The organism is Methylocaldum sp. (assembly GCF_039794385.1).
Classification (GTDB): domain Bacteria; phylum Pseudomonadota; class Gammaproteobacteria; order Methylococcales; family Methylococcaceae; genus Methylocaldum.
The window spans coordinates 1-3,218 of the sequence record NZ_JBDIVO010000447.1 but is presented as its reverse complement, the minus strand read 5'-3'; the positions used below and the strand labels follow the sequence as shown (position 1 = coordinate 3,218).

The following is a 3,218-nucleotide window of genomic DNA, read 5'->3' as shown; positions in this document are numbered from 1 at the left end:
GATTCCGTCGCGTCGACGATCTCGGGCAGCTTGCCGCCGGCCATCGCGATACCATCATCGGGCGGCGGCGGAATGGTGTTATCGGCCGGAGACTCTTTTTGTTTCGGGCGGCGGCCCGTGTCCATGTCGTACATGCGCGTCATCGGGCCACCTCCGGCAGCTCGGCCGGGACGAACCGGCGAACCCGCACGCCCCGCGCCGCCACGACGACCATCCATGCGCCCGCCGCCAGCAACTCGGCCGCCAGCAGCTCGACGAACTTTTCCGGCCGCAGCCGGAGCCCACGGGCTGCGGCGGCCGCGTCGCCCCGGACCATGCACACATGACCGGCCGCCCAGCGCCAGGAATATTCGCGGGGATCGCGCCCCAAATTCACCCCGACCCACCAGTCGTATCGCGCCCAGAACCCGCGGGACCACAGATCTTCGCCGCGCAGGCCCACCAAGACGTTCAGGCAGGGATTGTGCCCGAACCAGAACCTATTCTCGGCGGCCAGGTCATCCATGTCGCACGTGACCGGATCACGCCGATTCCACGGCTTTGCCGCGAGTTCGGCGATGGGCTTTTTTTTGGCCGATGCGCACGATATACTGTTGCCGCTATTGGATTTTTTCTTTCTGCCCGGCGCGGGTTGCTCCCCGCGACCGGGTTTGTTTTTGCCCTGCATAACGCCTCCATCAAAGGGACAGGATCGCCATCACGGCGATAGATACGGCCAGCACGTCGCCGTCGATGCCGGCAACAATCGGCACAACCCGGTATAGCGCCGCAGTCATACAGCGCCCTCCATCCGTACTTTTCCGCGTTTTTTGAGTCCGTGCAGTTTGACCTGCTCGATCACCTCGCGGCGATAAAAAACGTGATGGCCGATTTTGATGTACGGCAGGCAGTACCTGCCGGTCGACCGCCAAATCCGGAGTGTCGCCACATTGACCCGCAATGCTTTGGCGACTTCTGGCGGCGTCAGCAGGTCGTGATTATCGGCCGCGACGAGCGCGGCATCGGCATGGACTTGCGGCATCGATATCTCCCCAAAAAAACAAATGACGGGAGATATCGTGCAGTTTGTTGCGGCGTTGAGGTATGGGGCAAAGTCGCGACTTTGCCCCATAGGCGCGTAGGCTCGAATGCTATCGATTCTTCAATCGATGAGGGATCGAGTACTCCGGGAATGTTCCCAGAAAAGAGGTTTTTTTATCGTCGGTATCGAAACGATCTAAGGTTTCATTCAGGCCACCGATCTTTTTCGGCTTCCACTCCTTTCTATATTGCTCTTCCAGCCAAGAGCTGGATGGTGCGCCCCTGCCGTTCGAAGCATCTCGTGCGGCAACCATTTCAGCAGCCTCCGCGATGCTCGCACCCAAGCCGTGGATCAAGATGTTCATTACGGACGCATAGTAATAGCTTAGGGCGCTCGTCTTTCTCCGGGTGATGATCGTTCCCCGGCCCATTTCACCTTTTCGCTTTAAACCCAAAGCACCAGCAATGTCAGCCTTGCCATCCGTACTCAGGTATTCTCGAATACCGCCCTGTATCCATCGAAGAACCTCGTCCGGCGGTTGAATCCCTTCATCTAAACAGTTCACAAAACATTCGAGCCCCGCAACTAAGTCGCCGTCGGCGAATTGCCTAGCCTTCCCGTCGCAAAAGAAATCCCGCATGAACGCCTTATCATCGGGATCATTGTCTCCGCTGTCGCTATTCACAAATCGCCCCCACGAGCATCTTCCAGCAACTTATCGGTAATCATCTGCATCGGCCGCCGCAGCCGCTCGATGTCGTGCACGATGTAGCCGGCGGTGACATCCGATTGCGCCGCCCGGTGGTTCAGCAGCCGCTTCAAGGCATAAGCGGAGATGTCCAGGCTTTCCGCCGTCGTGACGAAGGTTCGCCGCAGGTCGTGCAGCGTGAACCGAACTCCGGACTCCCCGATAATCCGAACGATCCAATGCCGCACGTCCACCAGCCGGCCGGTTTTGCCGGAAAAGACGTAATCGCCCGTTGCCGCTTCGGCTCGCCGTCGCAAGAGCGCTTCCAGGAAGCCCGACATGGGCAACACGTGCGGATCGCTGTTCTTCGTATCGATGATCGCGAAAGTCCGGTCCCTAAAATCGACGGCCGATAGCGGGAGCCCGGCTGCTTCTTCCTTACGAAGGCCCGTGAACGCCAAAAACAAAAAGTAATCCCGGACCGACTCCACGTCGGCATTGCTCTTGAGCGCCCGCAGCTCGGAAACGGCGCGAAACCAGCTCGGCCACAGGTAGGGCTTGATGATGGTGCGTCGCCGGTCGACGCGGAACCAGGATCGCTCACGCGAAAGCCGCTTGACCGGGTTTTCAAGAATGAAGGGTTTTCCGTCGGCGTCACGGTATCGCCCCATGGCGAAGTTGACCAGCGCCCGCAGCACCCGCATGGCGTGATTGGCCCGCGACGGACTCGCTTTGCCGCGATCCTTGTGCCGCCTGGCTACCATCTCTTCGGTGATGTTCGCGATCGGCTTGTTCAACCAATCGGCAAACGAGGTATTCAGCGCCTCCTGATAATCGTTCCGTGTGGATTCCTTCAGGTTGTTACGCGCATCAACGTAGTCATCGAAAACTTCCTGCAGCGTGACGTTCCTGTGCTTCTCGGCTTGCCGTTCCGCCACCGGATCGTCACCGGTCGCCAGCTCGCCCAGGACCCGCCGAGCTTCCCGTCGAGCATCCATGACGCTCATGCTCTGGCACCTGGCGATGGTGATCCGTCGCGGCCGACCATGCTTGACCCTCGCCTCGACAATGAAGGCCTTCGCTCCCGTATCGGTGATCCGAAGACCGAAACCGCTCAGCTTGGTATCCCGAATGAACCGCTGGCCTTTAGCCGGCGGTTCCGATTCCCGAACGATCCGCTCGGTAATCTCCGCATAAGATGTACTCATCTGTTGCCTTTTCATGTAGACGCAATGTAGACAGATTAAGCAAAATTGACTTAGGTAGCAACAGATACCGAAATGTTAACGGAAGTATCTTACTCATTGATTTATCGGGCTTATTTCCGGTTTTTGGAGTGTTAACGGAGATTAACGTAAGTTATTGAAAGTTGATAATGCCAAAGACTCAAAATCTGGTTTGGGAAACCAAGTGCGAGTTCGATTCTCGCCCTCGGCACCACTTAAAAAATCAAGACGTTATGAACTCGAAAGCATCCGACAAAAACGGCAAGCAAAAACGCCCGTAGAT

4 protein-coding genes are annotated in these 3,218 nt (G+C 57.7%); all 4 read right to left on the bottom strand.

Translation table 11 applies throughout. The features are described from left to right. Positions 1-139: 139 nt before the first annotated feature. Positions 140-667 (bottom strand): hypothetical protein, encoded by a 528-nt coding sequence (locus ABJK70_RS22495; RefSeq protein ID WP_347259199.1) that lies wholly within the window; start codon positions 665-667, stop codon positions 140-142. A gap of 105 nt (positions 668-772) precedes the next feature. Beyond that, positions 773-1,021 (bottom strand): helix-turn-helix domain-containing protein, encoded by a 249-nt coding sequence (locus ABJK70_RS22490; protein WP_347259198.1) that lies wholly within the window; start codon positions 1,019-1,021, stop codon positions 773-775. Between the two features lie 109 nt (positions 1,022-1,130). After that, positions 1,131-1,706, bottom strand: a complete 576-nt coding sequence (locus ABJK70_RS22485) for a hypothetical protein (RefSeq protein WP_347259197.1) — start codon at positions 1,704-1,706, stop codon at positions 1,131-1,133. Beyond that, positions 1,703-2,917 (bottom strand): integrase arm-type DNA-binding domain-containing protein, encoded by a 1,215-nt coding sequence (locus ABJK70_RS22480; RefSeq protein ID WP_347259196.1) that lies wholly within the window; start codon positions 2,915-2,917, stop codon positions 1,703-1,705. The genes ABJK70_RS22485 and ABJK70_RS22480 overlap by 4 nt, the downstream gene beginning before the upstream one ends. Positions 2,918-3,218 lie beyond the last annotated feature (301 nt).